The sequence below is a fragment of the Propioniciclava soli genome, from assembly GCF_038502305.1.
Classification (GTDB): domain Bacteria; phylum Actinomycetota; class Actinomycetes; order Propionibacteriales; family Propionibacteriaceae; genus Propioniciclava; species Propioniciclava soli.
This window is the reverse complement of record NZ_CP115965.1, coordinates 686972-704137: the sequence shown is the minus strand read 5'-3', so window position 1 is coordinate 704137 and position 17166 is coordinate 686972. Positions and strand designations below refer to the sequence as shown.

The following is a 17166-nucleotide window of genomic DNA, read 5'->3' as shown; positions in this document are numbered from 1 at the left end:
TCACCGCGCCGCTGGCGTCCCCGCCGCAGGCCCCACTAGGGTGGGAGCTCGACCCGCCCGACCCCCGTCCCACCACAGGAGCGCGCGTGAGCAATGCAACGGTGATCCAGACGGTGGCCTTCGCCACCCGCGAGTTCAACCGCCTCTACGACGCCCTGGTGCGCAGCGACGAGCCGGTTCCCGACGACGCCGATCTCGCCGAGGACGGCGACCAAGTCACCGACACAGCGGGCGAGGCCGCCGATGACGCGACGACGAACGGCGACGACGCGGCGAAGAAGGGCGGCCTGCTGCGCGGAGCGGTGGGAGCGGCCGTCGGCACCGTCGTGGGCGCGGCACGGCTCGGGCTGGGCGCGGCGCGGTTCGGAGCCCGGCTGGTGACCGGACGGACGCACCCGGCGGCCCGCGGCTGGAGCAAGCTCTCGGCCGACAAGCGCATCGCCTGGTGGCGCACGCGGCTCTCGATCGCGGCGGCCAGTGCCGCGGCGGTGCCGAGCGCGACGGGTCGCATCGGTTCGGCGCTGGGGGTCGTGGACGCCATCGGTGCCGCCGGCCAGATCATCATGGCCTGCGCGGTGGGCAAGGAGCTGGGCGCCTCGGAGCGCGAACAGATCCGGGTGGCCGCGCAGGTGGCCCTCGGTGCCGAGGCGACGCCGGAGGAGATCGACGCCGTCCTGGCGGGAGACATCGACGCCGACGCGGCGGACGGTGGGGAGGGCGCGGAGCGCGAGGAGGCGGCGCGGCGCGGCGTCGTGGGCCGAATCGGCGCGACGGCCGGGCTCGTCCGCGACGTCGCCGGCCGGTTGTACCGGCTGCGTTCCTCCCTCGGCGAGCGGCAGCGCGGCGGACTGTTCGCCCGCGCCCTCAGCAACCTGCCCGTCGTGGGTGCGGCCGGGGGCTTTCTCGCCGAGCGCTCCGGCGTGCACCGGGCGGCCCGAGCCGCACGCGAGGCCTACGAGCGGGCCTGACCCGCGCGGCGTCCTGCACGCCACGGCCCCCGCGGGCGGTTCACCCGGGCGGGAGGGTCACAGGGTGGCGTCGCGGGTATCGGGCATGCGCCAGAAGACAACGGCCGAGATCAGGCACAGCGCGATCACGACGGCCTGGAACACCCAGAACGTGCCGGCGATCACCATGGCCGTCGCCAGCACCGGCGCGAGCCCGCCGAACACCGCGACCGCCACGCCGTAGGGCAGGGAGATGCCCGCGGTGCGCACCTGCGGCGGGAACTGCTCGGCCATCACCGCGGCGAGCGAACCCGCGTAGGCGGCGAGGAACACCGCGCTGAGGGACGCGGCGAGCGCCACGCTCGCCGCGGACGTGCCGATGAGGCCCGTCAGCGGCACGAACGTCGCCGCCGAGCCGAGCGCGAAGAACAGCAGCATCGGTCGGCGTCCGATGCGGTCGGACAGGGCACCGGAGAACGGCTGCAGCACCGTGAACAGCGCCAGGCCGAGGGCCGCGGCGAGCTGGGCGGCGGCGACCGGAACGCCGGTGTGCAGCGTCATGATCGAGGGCAGCGAGACGAACCAGAACTGCACCAACGCCGTGCCGGCCGCCACGAGCCCAACGACACGCAGGGCGGCGCGGGGGTGCTCGCGGAGCACCGCGGTCAGCGGGCGCCGCTCCACCTGCCCGCTCGCGCGCACTTGGGCGAACGCCTCGGTGTCCGGCACGCTGACGCGCAGCCAGAGCCCCAGCAGACCGAGCACCGCGCCGACGCCGAACGCGATGCGCCATCCCCAGGCCATCAGGAAGTTCTCCGGCAGCGTGGCGAACATCGCCGCGGCGAGGGCGGAGGCGAGCAGCGTGCCGGCCCCGACCGACACCTGCTGCCACGAGCCGGCCCAGGCGCGGCGTCCGGCCGGCGCGTTCTCGACGAGGAAGGCCGAGGACGTGCCGAACTCCCCGCCCGCGGAGAAGCCCTGGGCGCACCGGGCCAGCGTGAGCAGCACGGGCGCGGCGACGCCGAGCGTCGCCGGCGTGGGCAGCACCGCGATGAGCCCGCTCGCGCCGGCCATGATGGCGATGGCCAGGGTCATCCCCGCCCGGCGGCCGTGGCGGTCGGCGTACGAGCCCAGCACGGCCGCCCCGAGCGGACGGAAGAAGAAGCCAACCGCGAACACGGCGAAGGCGGCGAGCAGGCGGGTCGCCCGATCCTCCCCCGCGAAGAACGAGTCGGCGACATAGGGTGCGAAGAAGGCGTAGACCGACCAGTCGAACCACTCCACGAGGTTGCCGACCGTTCCGGCGACCAGGGCGCGGCGCCGCGTCCGATCGGTGCGCTGCGTCGCGATGGCGTCCTCCCTCGTCACGGGCCGTCCGGCGCCCTCCGCGCCGCGGGGGCGGGGCCGCGTCTCAGGCTACGCCCGAGCACGCTCGGCCTGCTGCGCCCACGCCCGCACGGCGCGGGTGTCGACCTTGCCGGAGGGGCGCAGCGGCCAGGCGTCGGTGCGCAGCACCGCCTTGGGCCGCTCAGCCGGGGCCAGGTGTGCGGTGGCGGCCCGCGCCCGAGCGAGGTCGGCGTCGCCCGTGGTGACGGCCACCACCCGCTGACCCCACTCCGCGTCCGGGACGCCGACGACGACCCAGGCTCCCCCCGCGCGGGCCAGGGCCGTCTCGACGACGTGGGGATCCACGTTCACGCCGCCGGAGATGATGACATCGTCGGCCCGGCCCCGCACCACCAGGCGTTCGCCGTCCCAGCTCCCCCGGTCTCCCGTGACGAGCCAGCGGACGCCCTCGGCGTCCGTGCGGAACGGTGCTGCCGAGGAGGCCGATCGGTCGCCCGCGTCGAGGTAACCGGTCGCGAGCACCGGACCGGCGACGTGGACGCGGCCCCCCTCGGTGCGCACCCGCACGCCCGGCAGCGGCACGCCGTCATAGACGCAGCCGCCGGAGGTTTCCGTCATGCCGTAGGTGGTGACCACGCGCACGCCGGCGCGGCGGGCGCGGTCGGCCAGGTCGGGGGCCAGCGCGGCGCCGCCGACGAGCACGGCGTCGAAGCCCGCCACGAGGTCGGGCGCCTCGGCGAGCAGCCGGTGCAGCTGGGTCGGCACCAGGGAGAGGTGGTGCGGCACCCCGCGAGTCAGGCGCGCGACCGCCGCGGCCAGCGGGGCGGCCCGCAGCTCGGGGCACACGACCGGCTCATGACCGGCCAGCACGCTGCGCAGCACCACCTGGAACCCGGCGACCGCGTGCACCGGCAGCGACGTCACCCACTGCCCGCCCACCCCCCGGCCAACACCTCCCAGCCGGTCGATCGTGGCCCGCGCGGACGCGGTGAGCGCGGCCCGCGAGAGCCCCACGAGCCGCCCGGTGCCGTCGGTGGAGCCCGAGGTGCGCAGCACGACGTCCACACCGGCCAGCTCCCCGTCGATCCGGGCGGCGGACGCCTCGAACTCGGCGCGGGTCGGCGCCATGAGCAGCACGTCGCCCCGCCAGTCCTCGAGCTGACGGTACAAGCCGCGCACGGCGTCGGCGTCGACGCCGCCGCGTCCCCAGCGCAGACCCCTCATCGCGGCGCTCAGAAGTGGTGCGGGAAGGCGGACCAGTCGGGGTCGCGACGTTCCAGGAAGGCGTCGCGGCCCTCGACGGCCTCGTCGGTCATGTAGGCCAGCCGCGTCGCCTCCCCGGCGAACACCTGCTGCCCGGCCAGGCCGTCGTCGGCCAGGTTGAAGGCGAACTTCAGCATGCGCAGGGCCTGGGGCGACTTGGTGGCGATGATCCGCGCGTACTCCAGGGCGAGCTCCTCGATCTCGGCGTGGTCGGCGACCTCGTTGACGATGCCCCAGCGCTCGGCGTCCGCCGCGGAGTACTCCCGGGCCAGGAAGAAGATCTCGCGGGCGCGCTTGTCGCCGGCCTGCCGGGCCAGCAGCGTCGAGCCGTAGCCGGCGTCGAAGGAGCCGACGTTGGCGTCGGTCTGCATGAAGCGCGCGTGCTGCCGCGACGCGATCGAGAGGTCGCACACCACGTTGAGCGAGTGCCCCCCACCCGCGGCCCAGCCCGACACCACCGCGATGACGACCTTCGGCATGGTGCGGATCAGCCGCTGGACCTCCAGGATGTGGAGCCGTCCGGCGCGGGCGGGGTCGATCTGCTCGCGGCGCTGCTCGGCCGCCGCGCGGGCGTCCGCCCCGTCGGCCTCGTAGCGGTAGCCGTCGCGGCCCCGGATCCGCTGGTCCCCGCCGGAGCAGAACGCCCAGCCGCCGTCCTTGGGTGAGGGCCCGTTGCCGGTCAGCAACACGGTGCCCACCCCGTTGGTCATGCGGGCGTGGTCGAGGGCGCGGTAGAGCTCGTCGACGGTGTGCGGGCGGAACGCGTTGCGCACCTCGGGCCGGTCGAACGCGACCCGGACGCAGCCCAGATCCTCCCCCGCGGCGTTGACGGCGCGGTGGTAGGTGATGTCGGTGAAGTCGAAGCCCTCGACGGCACGCCAACGGGACGGATCGAACGGGTTCTCCATGGTGGACCACCCTAGCCGCGCCCCTGCACGGCGCCGGGTAACCTTCACCCTCGTGACCACGGGGCGAACGGGATCGACGCGGCCGGCGCGCGCCCGCCGCCGCGAGCCGTTCGCCACGTCCGTGCGGCGCGGCGTCCCGCTGGTCTGGGCCACCGGCGCGGGAGACGATCTCACGGCGCTGCTCGGCTGGGGCGAACGGTTCCGCGCCACCGCCGCCGGGCCTGATCGGTTCGCCACCCTCGCCCGGGAGTTCCGACGCTTCGCCGCCGCGGCGGACGCCGACCCGCACGAGCTGGTCGCCTTCGTCACCCTCACCTTCGCCGCCGAGTCCGCCGAGGCGTCCACCCTGATCGTTCCGGAGGTGGTCGGCCGGTGGGCCGGCGGCGTGCTGACCACCGCCGAGGACGTCCTCCCCGAACCCTCGGCGCCCGCGGAGTTCGAGGAGCTCGACGTGCGGCCGGGCCAGCTCTCGCGCGAGGCCTACCGGCGCGCGGTGGCCGAGGCGGTGCGCCGCATCAGCGGCGGCGAGGTGGCCAAGGTCGTGCTCGCCCGCGACCTCGAGGCGGTCGCCCCCGACCCCGTGGACGTGCCCGCCGTCGTGGCCCGGCTGCAGGAGGCGAACCCCGAGGCCTGGACGTTTCACGTCGACGGCCTGGTCGGCGCGAGCCCGGAGCTGCTCGTCGCGCTGCACGAGGGCCGCGTCCGCTCGCGGGTGCTGGCCGGGTCGGCCCCCGTCACGGGCGATCCGGACGCCGACGCCGCGGCCGCCGCGGCGCTGGCGGCCTCACCCAAGGACCGCGCCGAGCACGCCTTCGCCGCCCGCTCCGTGGTGGACCCGCTGGCGCAGGTGGCCGACGTGACCGCCGCCGGGCCGGCCGTCCTGCGCCAACCGCGCATCTGGCACCTGGCCACCGACGTGTCCGGAACCCTGCACCCGGGCAGCACCCTGGGCGTGCTCGAGCTGGCCGGGCTGGTGCACCCGACCGCGGCGGTCTGCGGGGCACCGACCGACGTGGCGGCCGCCCTGCTCGCCGAGCTGGAGGGCTTCGACCGGGGCCGCTACGCCGGCCCGGTCGGCTGGGTGGACGCCGCGGGCGACGGTGAGTTCGCGCTCGCCCTGCGCTGCGGGCAGGTCGCCCCGGACGGCCGCTCGGTGCGCCTCTTCGCCGGCGGTGGCGTAGTGGCGGCGTCCTCGCCCAGCGCCGAGCTCGCCGAGACCGCGCAGAAGTTCCTGCCGATGTACGAGGCCCTCTCCCCGGTGGCGCGGCCGTGATCGCCGTCTACTCCACCGCGCTGACCCTGCCGTTCCGCGGGCTGACATCGCGCGACGGCGTCCTGCTGCGCGGGCCGGCGGGCTGGGGTGAGTTCTCGCCGTTCTGGGAGTACGACGACGCCACCTGCGTGCCCTGGCTGCGCGCGGCGGTCGAGGCGGCGACGCAGGCCTTCCCCGACCCGCTGCGCGACCGGGTGGCCGTCAACGTCACCGTGCCGGCGGTGGACGCCGCGACGGCCCGGGGTATCGTCGCCCGCTCCGGCTGCGGCACTGCGAAGGTGAAGGTGGCCCAGGCCGGCCAGAGCCTCGCCGACGACCTCGATCGGGTGGCGGCCGTCCGTGACGCCCTGGGCCCCGCCGGCCACCTGCGGGTGGACGCCAACGCCGCCTGGTCGCTGGACGACGCCAAGCGTGCGCTCCCCGCCCTCGACCGGGCCGCGCGCGGCCTGCAGTACGCGGAGCAACCGGTCGCGGCCGTGGCCGACCTCGCTCGGCTGCGGCGCGCCGTGGGGGTCCCGTTGGCCGCCGACGAGTCCATCCGACGCGCGGCGGACCCGTACGAGGTCAAACGGCTGGACGCCGCGGACGTGGTGGTGCTCAAGGTGCAGCCGCTCGGCGGCGTCCGCGCGTGCCTGCGGCTGGCCCACGACATCGGGATTCCCGTCGTGGTCTCCTCGGCGCTGGAGAGCTCGGTCGGCATCGCTGCGGGTGTCGCGCTGGCCGCCGCGCTGCCGGGCATTGGGCTGGCCTCCGGCCTGGCCACCGTGCAGCTGTTCGCCACGCCCGTCACGTCGGAGCCGCTGCTGCCCACCGACGGGTACCTGCCCATCGTGCGCGTGACGCCCGACCGCATTCCCCCGGCCGACCCGGCCCTCACCGCCCGGTGGCACGAGCGGTTGGGGCGCGTCGCGCGGCTGGCCGGCATCGACCTCGCGGCGGTGCTGCAGTGAGCGCGACCGACCTGGCCCGGGCCCTGGTCGCCGGGCTCGTGGCCGCCGGGCTGCGCGACGTCGTGGTCTGCCCCGGCTCGCGCTCGGCCCCCCTCGCCTATGCCGTGGCGGACGCCGAGGCCGCCGGCTGGCTGCGCGCCCACGTGCGGGCCGACGAGCGGACGGCGGGGTTCTACGCGCTGGGTCTGGCGAAGGCGGCCGCCCTGCGGGGGACGCCGCGTCCGGTCGCCGTCGTGGTCACCTCCGGCACCGCGGTCGCCAACCTGCACCCCGCCGTCCTGGAGGCCGCGCACGGCGGCGTCGCTCTGCTCGTGCTCTCGGCCGACCGGCCCCACGCCTGGCGCGGCACCGGGGCCAACCAGACCACCACCCAGACCGGCCTGTTCGGTGCGGCCACCCGGGCGGCCGTCGAGTTGCCCGCCGGCACCGATCCGGCGGCCGTTCGGGGCCTGGCCGCCCGCGCGGAGGCCGCGGCGCTGGGCACGCTGACGCGCGACCCCGGCCCGGTGCACGTCAACGTGGGCTTCGCCGAACCCCTCGTGCCGCCGGGGCCATGGGCGCCCGGCGATCCGCCACCACCCCTGGCCGTGGTCGCGCCGGTCGCGTCCGCCCCCGAACCGGCGCTGCCCGCCGGGCGCCGCACGCTCGCCGTGGCCGGTGACGGTGCCGGCCCGGACGCCGCCCGGCTGGCCGTCGCGGCCGGCTGGCCGCTGCTCGCCGAACCGTCGTCGGGCGCCCGGCTGCCCGGTGCCCTGACCCACCCGGTTTCGGTGCTCGCGGACGCCACCGCCGACGGCCGGGCCGCCCGCGCCGAGCGCATCGTGGTGTTCGGCCACCCCACGCTGAGCCGGCCGGTGTCGGCCCTGCTGGCGCGCCGCGACGTCGAGATCGTCGTCGTCTCCCCCACCGCCCGCTGGACCGACGTGGCCGGCACCGCCGCCGTGGTGACCCCCGCCCTCGAGGTGAGCCCGCCGACCCCGTCCGACACGGTCTGGCTTCAGGAATGGCAGGAGGCGGACGCCGCCACCGCCCGCGCCTTCGTACCCGGCCCGAGGGAGCGCGCCGCCCGCGCGCTGTGGGACGCGCCGGGTTGGCTCGTGCTGGGCTCGTCGACCACGGTGCGCGCGTTCGACCGGTGCGTCCCGGGTGCGCAGCGGGCCACCCGGGTCGCCGCCAACCGCGGTTTGGCCGGCATCGACGGGCTGGTCTCCACGGCGCACGGCCTGGCGGCCGGGCTGGGTGAGCCCGTGCGGCTCGTGCTGGGTGACCTGTCGTTCCAGCACGACGTGGGCGGGCTGGTGCGGGGTGACACCGAGCCCGAGGCCGACCTGCAGGTCGTCGTGCTCAACGACCACGGCGGCAGCATCTTCGCCGGCCTGGAGCACGGGGCGGCCGAGCCTGAACTGTTCCGGCGGTTCTTCACGACCCCGCAGGGCTTCGACGTGGTGGCCGCGGCGCGGGCGTGCGGGGCGGCGGCGTCCCGGATCACCGTGGCCGCCATGGCCGATCGGCTGGCTGAGCCCGTCCGCGGTCGCACCGTGCTCGACGTGGGTCTGGCCTGAGCGTCGCCCGGCTCATCCCTGCGTCGCAGCAGGTCGCTGCCGATGGCGGACGCGGCCGCCCCGGGGGCGGGCCTAGATTCACCGGTGTCGTGTCCGATCCACCCCCAGCGCCCAGGAGGCCACCGTGACCACCACCTCGCTCCGCCGCCCGACCGACCTGCCGATGGGGCGTCCGCAGCCCCCGCGGGGAATCCGCCCGGCGCAGGCGCGGGTGAGTTGGGGGTGGGTCCTGCTCGCGCTGGCCGCCCTCGCCGCCGCGGTCACCGTGGCCGTCCTGAACAGCGGCACCTGCTACCACGGCGACTGCCGGGTGGCGGTCGCGGGCGGTCCGATCGGCTGGTTCGCCGTCGGGATGCTGCTCGTGCAGGCGGTGTGGGCGCTCGTCATCGCGGTGCGGCCCGCGCCGCAGGACTGACCGCCGCCCCCCCCGGGCCGGGCGGCTCAGCGGTGCCCGGCGTCGTGCTTGATGTCGTCCCAGTGGGCATCGATCGCGCCCGGGCGGCCGGCCATGAACGTGTCGACCTGCTCCCGATCGGCGCGCAGGTGCGGGTCGTTGTCGAGGTAGTACTTCGTCTCGCGGGCGATGAGCCCGGAGAGGAGCAGCAGGCCGATGAGGTTCGGGGTGGCCATCAAGCCGTTGGCGATGTCGGAGAACGTCCACACCAGGTCCAGCGACAGCGTGGCGCCGAGGAACACCGCCAACGAGAACACGATCCGGTAGGGCATGACGAACGCCCGCCCGATGAGCTTCTCGACGTTCCGCTCGCCGTAGTAGCACCAGCCGAGGATGGTCGAGTAGGCGAACATCACCAGGGAGATCGTGACGATGTAGTGGCCCCAGCCGACGCCGAGCCCCGCGTCGAAGGCCTGGGACGTCAGCGTCGAGGCGTTGGCGCTGCCGCCCGTCCACGTGCCCGTGATGATGAGGACGAGACCGGTCATCGTGACGACGATGAGGGTGTCGATGAACGTCTGCGTCATCGAGACCAGGCCCTGGCGCGTCGGATGGGTGGTCTGCGCGGCGGCCGCAGCGATGGCCGCCGATCCCATGCCGGACTCATTGGAGAAGATGCCGCGCGCCACACCCATCTGGACGGCCAGCATGATCGCCGAGCCGACGAAGCCGCCGGTCGCGGCGCTGCCGGTGAACGCGTCGCCGAACACCTGCGCGAAGGCCGCCGGAATGGCCGCGACGTTCATGCCGAGAATCACCAGGGCCGCACCGACGTAGATCACGATCATGAACGGCACGAACGCGGCAGTCACCTTGCCGATGGACTTGATGCCGCCGACGAGCACGGCGAGGGTGATGACGACGAGCACGACGCCGGTGATCCACGTCGGGACGCCGAAGCTGTTCTCGACGTTCCCGGCGATCGAGTTCGCCTGGGTGCCGTTGCCGATGCCGAACGTGGCGATGATGGCGGCGATGGAGAAGAAAGTGGCCAGGAACGTCCCGAACTTTCCACCCACGGCGTCCTTGAGGTAGTACTGCGGGCCACCGGAGATCTCACCGGAGACGTCGCGGTGGCGGAACCGCACGGCGAGGAACGCCTCGGCGTACTTGCTGGCCATGCCCAGCAGACCGGTCACCCACATCCAGAACAGGGCCCCCGGGCCGCCCAGGGACAGGGCGGTGGCGACGCCGACGATGTTGCCGGTGCCCACGGTGGCGGCCAGCGCGGTCGTGAGGGCCTGGTACTGGGAGATGTCGCCGTCGCGGGCATCGGTGCCCGCGTCCCGCCGGTCGATCAGGGCGAGCCGCAGGGCCGAGAACAGCTTGCGGAACTGCAGGCCGCCCAGGCGGATCGTCAGCCACAGCCCGGTGCCCAACAGCAACGGGATCAGGAAGAACGGCCCCCAGATGAACCCACTGACCTCGTTCAGGAACGACTGCAACGCCTCCATGGGCGATTCCTTTCACACAGGGTTCCGCACGGGGGTGGCGGAGCCGACGGAGGAACGCTGCCACAGTCGTGTTACGGCCGCGCGAAGGCGCCCGCTGCGTGGGACCGCGCTGCTCAGCGGCGCGGGGCGTGCAGTTCCTCGGGCGTCGGGTACGAGGCCTGGGCACCCTTCCGCTGCACGGCCAGCCCGGCGAAGCGCGCCCCCACCCGCGCGGCGTCCGCCAGGGAGTCACCGGCCGCGAGCCGGGCGGCCATCGCCCCAACGAAGCCGTCCCCCGCCCCCGTCGTGTCGACGGCCGTGCACGCCAGGGCGGGTACGTGCTGGGGGCGGCCGTCCCGTTCGGCCACCCACGCCCCGGCGGCACCCAGCGTCACCACGACGCTGCGCGGGCCGCGGGCCAGGAGGTCGGCGATGGCGGCGTCGAGATCCGTGGCGAGGGCGCCCGGGGTCGTGCCGAGCAGGAAGGCGGCCTCCGACTCGTTGACCACCAGCGGGTCGGCCGCCGCCAGCACCTCGGGGGCGACGTCCGCCGCCGGGGCGAGGTTCACGACCACCCGGGCGCCGGCCGCCGACGCCGCCGACGCGACGTGGGCGACGGTCTCGAGCGGAATCTCCAGTTGGAGGACGACCACCGTGGCGCCGCGCCACACGTCCGCGAGATCGGCGACCAGCGCCGGCGTGACCTGCCGGTTCGCGCCGGGCGCGACGATGATCGCGTTCTCCCCGTCGGGGGTCACCACGATGACGGCGGTGCCGGTGGGAGCGTCCACCCGGCGCAGCGCGTCGGTGCGGACGCCGGCGCCCTCCAGCGAGCCGACCAGCAGGTCGCCGGAGGCGTCCGTGCCGACACACCCCACCAGGGTCGCGTCCGCCCCGGCGCGACCCGCCGCGGCCGCCTGGTTCGCGCCCTTGCCGCCCGGGGTCGTGACGACGTCCGAGCCCAGCACGGTCTCCCCCGCGGCCGGCCGGCGCCCGACCTCGAGGACGAGGTCCGCGTTCGCCGAGCCCACGACCACCACGCTGCGTGGCATCGCACCCTCCCCTGTCAGTCCAGCAGGCCTGGTCAGTGCAGCAGACCCCGCCGCTGCAGCAGCGTGACCGTCGCGGTCACACCGTCCTCAGCACGCAGCCTGCCACCGACCTCGGCGGCCCGGGCATCGTACGCGCCAAAGGTGAGGGCGTCCAGGAGGCGCGCCAGACGTGCGGCGGTCAGGCGGTGGATGGGGACGGGCGCGGGGCCGACGCCGAGCCGGTGCAACCGCCACGCGTGGTAGGGCTGGTCGACGCCGAAGGGGACGGCCACGCTGGGCCGCCCGGACGCAAGGCCGGCGTGGGTGGTGCCCGCCCCACCGTGGTGGACGACGCCAGCCATGCGGTTCAGGAGCCGGTCGTGGGGGACGGGGCCGGTGGCGAACACCTGGGGGGAGATGCTGCCGGCGGACACCCCCGGGATCGCCGGCGTCACCACGCGCACACCGCTGGCCTCCGCCGCGGCGACCACGAGGCCGAGGTCGCGTTCGCCGGCGAAGTCGCTGAACGACCCGTAGCCGACGAACACGGGTCGACCGGCGTCCAGGAACGCGGTGAGGTCGGCGTCCAACTCGGTGGCGGACGGCCCCGGGGCGAGCCACCCGGTCTGGTGGACGCCGCCTGGCCAGTCAGGGGCGGGTGGCACCAGCACCGGGCTGGCCGCGACGAGGGTGGGGTGGGCGTCCGCGGCCCGCGTCTCGCGGAGCACGTCGCGCCCCGGCAGGCCCAGACGCCGACGCACCGTTCGGGTGACGGCCTGACCCACGTTGGTCGAGAGCAGCCAGCTCAGCCGGACGCCCGCACGGTCATACGGCGTCCACCCGGTGAACCAGCGGTGGAAGAAGTGACTCTCCCGCTGCAGGGTCGGCGGTTGGGCCGTGAACACCACCGTGGCCATGCGGACGCCGTGGGCCTCGGTGAGCGCCTGGGCCAGGCCTCGGGTGAGCACGCCGGTCAGCACGAGATCGTCGCGTCGCACCGTGGCGAGCGTCGCCGAGGTCAGGCCCTCGGCCAGCCGCGCGACCCACTGCTGCAGCAGGCGGGCCTGCCCGGCCGGCGTCCGGGCCAGCCACTCGGCGGCGGGGGTGCGCGTGAGGGCGTCCGCGAGCCGGCCCGGCACGGGCACGAAGCCGGCCCCGTGGTCGGCGACCAGATCGGCGTACTCCGCGAGGGCCACCACGCGGGCGTCGATTCCGCGGCGGTGGAGGGCCCCGGCGAGCACCGCCATGGGCTGCACGTCGCCACGCGACCCCAGCGCCAGCAGAACGACTCCCATGCAGACAGCTCTCCCGGCTCAGCCGGGGATCTTGGTCGACTCGGTCCAGTCGACCAGCCAGGCTGGGAGGTCGAGGGCCGGCCGGTCCCCGACCAGCGCGAACAGTTCGTCGTGCTCGACCGACCCGCCCGACTCCTTCAGGAACCGGGCCCGCACCACGGCGTGGGCATGCACGACCTCACCCCGGCGGAACGTCTGCTCGACGAAGATCCACCGCTCGTCGAAACCGAGCACTTTGGTGTGCAGCTCGAACCGCTGCCCCAGCCGCAGCGAACGCCGGTAGGTGATCGTCTGCCCCGCGACCACCGGGTACCACCCTTGGGCGCGCACCGTGCCCCAGAACCCGGAGCGGAGCATCAGGTCCATGCGGCCCAGATCCATGAGCGTCAGGTACTTGCCGTTGTTCATGTGGGCCATGAGGTCCAGATCGGTCGGGACCACGCGGAACCGCGTCACCACCGCGTCCCACAACCCCACGGGCGCGCGGCGCCGCCACCGGAGGAGGAGCATCAGCAGGCGCCCGTACAGGTTCACCCGGTCAGCCTAGTTCCGGACGCCCCACGGAAGCGGAGCGGCCTCCCCCACCAGGCATGCTCGCGCGCACTCAATCACCGTATTGCTGAAATAGAAAGTGAACGATAACGATTTCGCATCATTGCCAACCGAAGCCACTCCGCCTTCGGCCACACCCTCGCCGCCAGCCGTATTCTGCCGCTGCCGAAGCATGACGGCCAGCCCGAACCACAGAGAGAACCCCATGACCAACCAGACGCCACCGCCCCCCGACCAGCCGTACAACCAGCCGCCAGCGCAGAATTATCAGCACCCCCAGGGCGGATTCCAGCCCGGCACTTATCCCCCCGGGCCTGGCGGGGCTGCCGCAGCACCGGGGCCGGCCCGCAAGGGCACGCTCGGGCTCATCGCCTTGGTCATTGCCATCGCGGGGTTCATCTTCGCCCTCGTCCCCGGTGCCATGGTGATCGGGTGGATCCTGCTGCCCATCGCCTTCATCCTCGCGATTGTGACCTTCTTCCTGCGCGACCAGAAGAAGGTGCTCGCCATCATCGCGCTCATCGTGTCCATCGTGGGCACGATCGCCGGCGCGCTCGCGACACTCGTTGCCATCAGCAACGCGTTCACCGAGGCGAGCGGGGGCGCCGTCACTGCTGCGCCTCCGGCCGCCACCTCCGAGGCGGGCACGACCACCACGGAGGCGGCCGCCCAGTCCAGCGACGAAGGCACGCGCGAGAACCCCTACCCGCTGGGTACCGCCATCGCGTACGACGAGTGGAGCGTCGTGGTGAACTCGTTCGACGCCGCGGCGACCGACCAGGTCCTGGCCGAGAACGAGTTCAACGTGGAGCCGCCGGCGGGAGAAACGTACGCGCTGGCGAACGTGACCATCACGCGCGTCGCCGCGGAGGCACAGACCCCGATGATGGTCACGGTCGAGTACGTGACCGCCAGCGGCAACGTCATCGGTTCCTGGGACAACCCGGCTGTCGCGCCGGACGCGGTGGACAGCAATGAGCTCTACGAAGGAGCGACCGTGACCGGAAACCTGGTCTTCCTGATCCCAGAAGGCGATGCCGGTAGCTTGCGCGTGACCCCGGGCCTGTTCACCGACGAGGTGTTCGTCGCGCTGTCATGACCCGAAGCGCTCCCCCACCGGCCCCGAGATCTACCGATTTCGGGGCCGGTCGCTGTTCCCTCGACCGCGCCTCACAGACAGTGAGGCCCGGGGCAACGTCAGTGGGCCCACCGACCCAGTTCGAAGCGCTCCAGGACGCGGCAGGCGCCGGCCTCCCACCAGGTCAGCACCAGGCTGTCGGCGCGGCAGGATGCGGGCAGAGCGGCGCCCAGCAGTGCCCGCGTCGAGGCGGCGGAGACCCCCTCGCCCACGCGGTCGAGCGTCACGTGCGGGGTGGGGTCCGGGACGCGGCCCCAGTACGGCGCCACGTCGGGGAGAGCCGCGCGGCAGGCGTCCGTCAGGGCACGGAAGCCGTCCGCCGGCTCAGGTACGGCGTGGATCACGCCGTCGGGGAAGACGCCGATCCGAGCCAGGCGGTAGGAGAACGGGGGGACGCCCCGGGCTACGCGGGCCGCCACGTCCGTCCGGTCGACGGGGAAGGGAGCCAACACCGTCACGTGCGCGTGGGCGAAGGCCGGATCGTCGGACACCCAGGCGGCGTCGTACTGGGCCGTGCGCCACGCCACCCACGGCTCCAACGCGGGAACCGGCACCAACAACACCCCGTGGCCGCGCACCGCGCGCGCCCGAACCGCTCAGAGCACCCCGGCCTGGCCCGGGCGTAGGGCGTCCGGCACGAGGCGGGCGTGCAGCTCCTTGAGCCGGGAGAACTGGTCCTCGGCGTTGTGGACGCGGCGCCGGTACTCGGCGGGATCGAGCCCCAGCTCATCGGCATAGTGCTCCAGCGTCTCCCACAGCCCCTGCTTGGCGTTCACCGCGCCGCGGAGCAGTTCCAACTCCAGGAGCGGCGTCATCGGCGAGGCGAAGGGGCCGCGTCCGTTGGGCTTGAGGCGTCCGACCACCTCGGCCGCGCCGGCGAGCGCACGCATGATCCGCGGCTGGTTCAGCCCCAGCCGCCCGATGAGCTGCTGCGCGTGGTCGTGATCCTCCTGGATTTCCTCGGCGAGCTGGGTGATCTCCGCGCCGATCTCGCTGTCGCCATACGCCTTGGCCATCCGCTGGAAGCGTCCCAGGCCGGCCGTGGCGCCGGTGAGGTGATCGGAGAGGTAGCGCTGCAGGACGAAGCGGTCGATGCTGTCGGGAACGGGCACGGGTCCTCCTGGGTCGATGTCACTCCAACCTAACATCGACCCTTGTCACCCGCGGCGCGACGGTCGAGATGGGGGCCTCCCGGGCCTGCCGGCCGGCGGGGGCACGCGTACGCTGGGCCCCATGAAGCTGCCCTCCGCCGTGCACGCGCTGCTCTCCCGTTTGCCCCTGGCCGACCAGATTCCGGGCGGCCCCGGGGAACAGGTGATCCTGGAGCTCGATCTCGGCCGCGGCGTCGCGGAGGCCGCCCCGAACAACCCGATCGACGCGATCCGCGGGCTGCGGACGCCGCAGCTCCGCACGCTGGTCGAACACCTCCGCAAGGCCGAGACCGACGCCACGGTGGTCGGACTGGTCGGCGTCCTTCCCGGCGGTGGGCTCACGTTCGCGCAGTCCGACGAGTTGCGCGCGGCCGTGACGTCCTTCGCGCGCAGCGGCAAGCCGACGCTCGCGTTCAGCCCCACGTTCGGCGAGCTGGGCGAGGGCAACGTCGGCTACCACCTCGCCGCAGCGTTCGACGAGATCTGGCTGCAGCCGTCCTCCGGGCTGGGGCTGGTGGGGTTCACCGTGAGCCAGGTGTTTCTGCGCGGCGCGTTCGACAAGCTGGGCGTGCAGCCGGAGTTCGGGCAGCGGTATGAGTACAAGACCGCGGCCGACCGCTTCACCCGCACCGGCTTGACCGAGCCGAACGCCGAGATGCTCGGCCGCCTGGTCGACTCACTCACCGAGCGGCTGGTCGCCGACGTGGCGGCCGACCGGGACGTGCCCGCCGAGGAGGTGCGCCGCGCCCTGGCCGACGCGCCGCTCACCCCCGAGGACGCGGTCGCCCGCGGCCTCATCGACCACGTGGGCTACCGCGACGAGGCCTATGCGGCGCTGCGGACGCGCGTCTCGGCCGCCGAGCCGACGCTGCGTTACGTGGAGCGCCACGGCGTGAGCCGGTTCCACGCGCTGGCGGCGCAGCTGCCCACACCGTCGGTCAAGCCGGGCATCGCCGTGATCGAGGCCATCGGCGCCATCGAGATCGGCCACGCGTCCACCTCGCCCAACCAGCGGAGCATCGGCTCGGACACCCTCGGTGCCGTCCTGCGGGCGGCGGCGCAGGACGACCACGTCGCCGGTGTGGTGCTGCGCATCGACAGCCCCGGCGGCTCGGCCGTGGCGTCGGACGCGCTGCGTCGCGACATCCTGCAGCTCCGGGCCTCGGGCAAGCCGGTCGTGGCGTCCATGGCGTCGGTCGCGGCGTCCGGCGGCTACTACTTGGCCATGGGCTGCGAGCGCATCGTCGCGGCGCCGGGCACGCTCACGGGCTCGATCGGCGTGCTGGCGGGCAAGTTCGTGGTGCGCGACGCGCTCGCCAAGGTGGGTGTCAACCATGCGTTGATCGCCGGCTCGCCCCGCGCGGCGATCCTCTCCTCCGACCGGCCGTTCGACGACGACGAGTGGGCGATCCTGGACGCCTGGCTCGACCGCGTCTACGACGACTTCACCGCCAAGGCGGCCCACGACCGCGGCATGGCCGTCGAGGACCTGCGCGCCGTCGCCCGGGGCCGCGTCTGGTCGGGGGCGGACGCCGCCGAGCGCGGCCTGGCCGACCGGCTCGGCGGCCTCGGGGACGCCATCGACGAGGTGTGCAGCCTGCTCGGCCGCTCCGGCACGACCGTGCCGGTGATGACCTACCCCCGCCCGCACCCGCTGGCGGCGTTCCAGCCGCCCGAGAGCTCAGAATCCGTGGCCGCGGCCATGGCGCTCGCACCGGCCGCCGAGGGCCCCCGGCTGTGGCGCCTGTTCCTGGGCCAGCTCACCGGCACGCCGCTGGGCCGCGGTCTCGCCGTGCCGGGCGTGCTCAGCCTGCCGCCGATGAGCCTGCCCGGCGTGCTCCCCTGACCCTGCCCCGCACCCC

At 74.4% G+C, this 17166-nt stretch carries 16 protein-coding genes; 7 read left to right on the top strand and 9 right to left on the bottom strand.

Going from position 1 to position 17166, the window contains the following annotated elements:
* The first annotated feature begins 86 nt into the window (after positions 1–86).
* A complete protein-coding gene (locus PCC79_RS03145; protein ID WP_232549571.1) occupies positions 87–968 on the top strand; it encodes a hypothetical protein in 882 nt (293 codons plus the stop codon).
* Positions 969–1025: 57 nt separating this feature from the next.
* On the opposite strand, the gene PCC79_RS03140 is transcribed toward PCC79_RS03145, so the two are convergent.
* From PCC79_RS03140 to PCC79_RS03130, 3 genes are read right to left on the bottom strand one after another with little or no spacing between them, the layout of a single operon-like run.
* Positions 1026–2315, bottom strand: a complete 1290-nt coding sequence (locus PCC79_RS03140) for an MFS transporter (RefSeq protein ID WP_232549570.1) — start codon at positions 2313–2315, stop codon at positions 1026–1028.
* A 48-nt stretch (positions 2316–2363) separates the two neighbouring features.
* A complete protein-coding gene (locus tag PCC79_RS03135; RefSeq protein WP_342372978.1) occupies positions 2364–3518 on the bottom strand; it encodes an AMP-binding protein in 1155 nt (384 codons plus the stop codon).
* An 8-nt stretch (positions 3519–3526) separates the two neighbouring features.
* Entirely contained in the window at positions 3527–4465 is a 939-nt protein-coding gene (locus PCC79_RS03130) for a 1,4-dihydroxy-2-naphthoyl-CoA synthase (protein ID WP_342372976.1), read from the bottom strand.
* Positions 4466–4517: 52 nt separating this feature from the next.
* Between PCC79_RS03130 and PCC79_RS03125 the strand changes: the two genes are divergently transcribed.
* The 4 genes from PCC79_RS03125 to PCC79_RS03110 all read left to right on the top strand — a co-directional run bounded on the left by PCC79_RS03125 (position 4518) and on the right by PCC79_RS03110 (position 8665).
* Complete coding sequence (locus tag PCC79_RS03125; protein WP_342372974.1) at positions 4518–5738, top strand: chorismate-binding protein; 1221 nt, start codon at positions 4518–4520, stop codon at positions 5736–5738.
* On the top strand, positions 5735–6688 hold the full coding sequence (locus PCC79_RS03120) for an o-succinylbenzoate synthase (RefSeq protein ID WP_342372973.1): 954 nt from the start codon (positions 5735–5737) through the stop codon (positions 6686–6688). The genes PCC79_RS03125 and PCC79_RS03120 overlap by 4 nt, the downstream gene beginning before the upstream one ends.
* A complete protein-coding gene (gene menD, locus PCC79_RS03115) occupies positions 6685–8250 on the top strand; it encodes a 2-succinyl-5-enolpyruvyl-6-hydroxy-3-cyclohexene-1-carboxylic-acid synthase (RefSeq protein ID WP_342372972.1) in 1566 nt (521 codons plus the stop codon). Before PCC79_RS03120 ends, menD begins: the two co-directional genes overlap by 4 nt.
* A gap of 124 nt (positions 8251–8374) precedes the next feature.
* Positions 8375–8665, top strand: a complete 291-nt coding sequence (locus tag PCC79_RS03110) for a hypothetical protein (RefSeq protein ID WP_342372971.1) — start codon at positions 8375–8377, stop codon at positions 8663–8665.
* A 26-nt stretch (positions 8666–8691) separates the two neighbouring features.
* Here PCC79_RS03110 and PCC79_RS03105 read toward each other — a convergent pair whose 3' ends face one another.
* The 4 genes from PCC79_RS03105 to PCC79_RS03090 all read right to left on the bottom strand — a co-directional run bounded on the left by PCC79_RS03105 (position 8692) and on the right by PCC79_RS03090 (position 12997).
* Positions 8692–10158, bottom strand: a complete 1467-nt coding sequence (locus PCC79_RS03105; RefSeq protein WP_342372970.1) for a sodium:alanine symporter family protein — start codon at positions 10156–10158, stop codon at positions 8692–8694.
* A 113-nt stretch (positions 10159–10271) separates the two neighbouring features.
* Positions 10272–11189: a ribokinase gene (locus PCC79_RS03100; RefSeq protein ID WP_232549562.1), complete on the bottom strand. Its 918-nt coding sequence runs from the start codon at positions 11187–11189 to the stop codon at positions 10272–10274.
* Positions 11190–11221: 32 nt separating this feature from the next.
* Positions 11222–12463 carry a glycosyltransferase gene (locus PCC79_RS03095; protein WP_342372969.1) on the bottom strand — a complete coding sequence of 414 codons (1242 nt, stop codon included), beginning with the start codon at positions 12461–12463 and terminating at the stop codon, positions 11222–11224.
* Between the two features lie 18 nt (positions 12464–12481).
* Positions 12482–12997 carry an acyl-CoA thioesterase gene (locus PCC79_RS03090; RefSeq protein WP_342372968.1) on the bottom strand — a complete coding sequence of 172 codons (516 nt, stop codon included), beginning with the start codon at positions 12995–12997 and terminating at the stop codon, positions 12482–12484.
* 97 nt (positions 12998–13094) lie between these two features.
* Here PCC79_RS03090 and PCC79_RS03085 point away from each other — a divergent pair, with 97 nt between their 5' ends.
* Positions 13095–14114, top strand: coding sequence for a hypothetical protein (locus PCC79_RS03085; protein WP_342372967.1), 1020 nt, complete (start codon positions 13095–13097; stop codon positions 14112–14114).
* A gap of 98 nt (positions 14115–14212) precedes the next feature.
* Here PCC79_RS03085 and PCC79_RS03080 read toward each other — a convergent pair whose 3' ends face one another.
* Together PCC79_RS03080 and PCC79_RS03075 are read right to left on the bottom strand one after the other, a co-directional pair.
* A complete protein-coding gene (locus PCC79_RS03080; protein ID WP_332836198.1) occupies positions 14213–14707 on the bottom strand; it encodes a 2'-5' RNA ligase family protein in 495 nt (164 codons plus the stop codon).
* A 42-nt stretch (positions 14708–14749) separates the two neighbouring features.
* Complete coding sequence (locus tag PCC79_RS03075; protein ID WP_232549557.1) at positions 14750–15265, bottom strand: hypothetical protein; 516 nt, start codon at positions 15263–15265, stop codon at positions 14750–14752.
* Between the two features lie 121 nt (positions 15266–15386).
* On the opposite strand from PCC79_RS03075, the gene sppA reads away from it, so the two are divergent.
* The gene (gene sppA, locus PCC79_RS03070) at positions 15387–17150 is read left to right on the top strand and encodes a signal peptide peptidase SppA (RefSeq protein WP_342372966.1); all 1764 of its coding nucleotides are present in this window, start codon (positions 15387–15389) and stop codon (positions 17148–17150) included.
* The last annotated feature ends 16 nt before the right edge of the window (positions 17151–17166 follow it).